4 protein-coding genes are annotated in these 2,554 nt (G+C 70.4%); all 4 read right to left on the bottom strand.

The features are described from left to right. On the bottom strand, nt 1-386 hold a 386-nt coding region (locus VM840_05360), incomplete at its 3' end, for an ATP-binding protein (GenBank protein HVL81003.1). Between the two features lie 102 nt (nt 387-488). Further along, a complete protein-coding gene (locus tag VM840_05355; GenBank protein HVL81002.1) occupies nt 489-833 on the bottom strand; it encodes a DUF721 domain-containing protein in 345 nt (114 codons plus the stop codon). Beyond that, a complete protein-coding gene (gene recF, locus VM840_05350; protein HVL81001.1) occupies nt 823-1,881 on the bottom strand; it encodes a DNA replication and repair protein RecF in 1,059 nt (352 codons plus the stop codon). Before recF ends, VM840_05355 begins: the two co-directional genes overlap by 11 nt. Nucleotides 1,882-1,909: 28 nt before the next feature. Next, the coding region (gene dnaN / locus VM840_05345) for a DNA polymerase III subunit beta (protein HVL81000.1) at nt 1,910-2,554 on the bottom strand (645 nt) is incomplete at its 5' end.

The following is a 2,554-nucleotide window of genomic DNA, read 5'->3' as shown; positions in this document are numbered from 1 at the left end:
ATCTTGTACCCCTCTCCCCCGAACTTCCCGCCGGCGTGCAGGGTGGTCAGAACGATCTCGGCGGCGGACTTCTTCGGGTACTTGGGATGAGGGTCGACCGGGATGCCGCGCCCGTTGTCGACGATCCGCGCTCCGCCATCGGCCAGGACCGTCACATCGATGCGGGTGGCGTACCCCGCCATCGCTTCGTCGACGGAGTTGTCGACGACCTCCCGGACGAGCTCGTGGAGCCCCTTCAGCCCGGTGGACCCGATGTACATCCCGGGACGCTTCCGGACCGCTTCGAGCCCCTCGAGGATCGAGATGTCCTTGGCGCTGTAGCCGGCGTTCGCGGCCGCCTTGCGGCTCCCGTCCGTCTTCGTCTGCTCTTCGGTCGCGCGTGCCATCGATGTCCCTTCGGCGTGTCGGGCGGTCGTGGTGGTGGAGGTCGTGAAACCGCAGGTCAGAGGCGGTTTTTGGACGCTCCCACTATACCACGGACCACCCCCCTACCGACGTCTTCCCCGGGGCCTGCGGACTACCACCTCGGTCACCGTCCCGGCCCCGCACACCGCGTTGATCCGGTCCTTGATCACCTGGCTCATGTAGCTGAGCTCGTTGGCCCACACGTCGGCCGAGACCGCCACCTCGAGGGTGGTGCCACGCAGCCTGTGGACCCACGCGTTCGCGGCCACCTGCTGCCCCACCGCGGCCGGCCAGGCTCGCCGGACCCGCGACTCGGCCATCAGCCCGGACGGTCCCACCTTCGCCATGGCTACAGGCAGCGCGTCCCCCAGCCGGGTCGGCCACCCCCCGCGCATCTTGATGGTCGGCCGGTCGTCCTCAAGCGGCACGCAGCACCCCGTCCTGGACGGTCCACGTAGCCGCCACGCCGACGCCCTCGGGGATCGCCTCGGCCTCGGTCGCGGTCACTATCGTCTGGGCTCCCCCGACGGCCTTGAACACCCGTCGTCTGCGGTCCGGGTCGAGCTCGGACATGACGTCGTCGAGCAGCAGCACGGACCCCGACAGCAGGCGCAGTTCGGCCAGGCGCAGGGCGAGCGCGACCGTGCGCTGCTCCCCGCGGGACGCGAACGCGCGGGCCGGGTGTCCGTCGAGCTCGAGGTCGAGGTCGTCGCGATGCGGTCCGATGCGGGTCATCCCTCTCTCCAGCTCCACCGGCAGGTCGCGGTCGTACGCGGCCAGGAGGTGATCGACCAGAGCCTCCCCCTCCAGTCCCTGGTCGTCCGCGGTGCATCGGTAACGGATCACGAGCCGCCCCGCTCCCGCGAGCTCGTCGTACAGCGAGACGGAGAGCGGCTCGAGGGAAGCCACGACACGGCGACGCGCGTCGACCACCTGCGCGGCGGCCGCCGCGAGCGGTGCGTGGTACACCCGCGCCTGCTGCTCGTGTCCGTTGCGCAACGCCGCGTTCCGCTGGCGGAGCGCGCGGTCGTAGGCCTGCTTCGCAGCTCGGTGCGCCGGGCGTGCCTGGACGAGCAGGTCGTCGAGCGCCCGCCTCCTGAGCTCCGGCTCGCCCCTCACCATGTCCAGGTCCTCCGGTCCGAAGAGGACCGCCCTGAACCGGCCTAGGAAGTCCTTCGCGTGGACCCCGGACCCACCCGCGCGCAGAAGAGCTCGTCCCGCGCGGATCCTCACCTCGAGCGGTGTCGCGTCGGTCGTCTCGAGACGGACCCCGCCCTCGCTCTCTCCGTGTGACACGAGAGCGCTCAGCTGGGCCGTCCGCGGGGAGCCGAGGGTCGAGAACAGGCCGATCGCCTCCAGCAAGGTGCTCTTCCCGGAGCCGTTCGGCCCCCACACGACCGTCGTGCTCGGGTCCGGACGGAACTCACCACCCGCGTAGTTGCGGACGTTGTGCAACCGCAGGAGATCGATGGCCATCCACGCAGTGTGGCGTCCGCCACCGACGTCAACCGACGCGGATCGGTACCAGCAGGTAGATGAACCCGTCGGACTCCCCCCGCACCACGATCGGCTTCAGAGGGTCGGTGAGGTCGACCATGAGCCGCTCGTCGGGCACGGCCGAGACGCCGACGTCGAGGTAGGTGGGGTTGAGGGCCAGGCGGACCTGATCGCCTTCGTACGAGGCCTCGGCCTCCTCCACGAACTCCCCGATCCCCTGGGCCTGGCACTGGAGACGGACGCGGTCGGGCTCGAGCTCCATGAAGACCGGGGTCGCATCGTGGGCGAGGACGGACACCCGCTTCAGCACGTCCTGGAAGGCCACTCGGTCGAGCTGTAGGTGGAACGGCGGCGACTCCGGGATCACCTTCCGGTACTCCGGGAACTCGCCTTCGATGAGCCTGCTCCAGACGGTGACCGAGCCCGTCTCGAACCCGACCTGGGCCGGACCCACCGTGACCCGGACATCACCGGAGGACGCGAGCCTGGCCACCTCGGTCACCGCCCGCACGGGCACGAGGACCTTCACGCCCTCCGCGCCGCTGAGCTCGAGCCGGCGCAGGGCGAGGCGGTACGAGTCGGTGGCGACGATGCGGAGCTCCGACCCATCCCCCTCGAACAGGACGCCGGTGAGCACCGGACGCGTCTCGTC

Source organism: Actinomycetota bacterium (genome assembly GCA_035540895.1).
Classification (GTDB): domain Bacteria; phylum Actinomycetota; class JAICYB01; order JAICYB01; family JAICYB01; genus DATLFR01.
The sequence above is the reverse complement of the archived record's forward strand: the minus strand, read 5'-3'. Positions and strand labels throughout refer to the sequence as shown.

Excerpts from the sequence above, each read along its gene's own strand:
- recF (HVL81001.1), bottom strand. The coding sequence starts at position 1,881 with ATGGCCATCGATCTCCTGCGGTTGCACAACGTCCGCAACTACGCGGGT.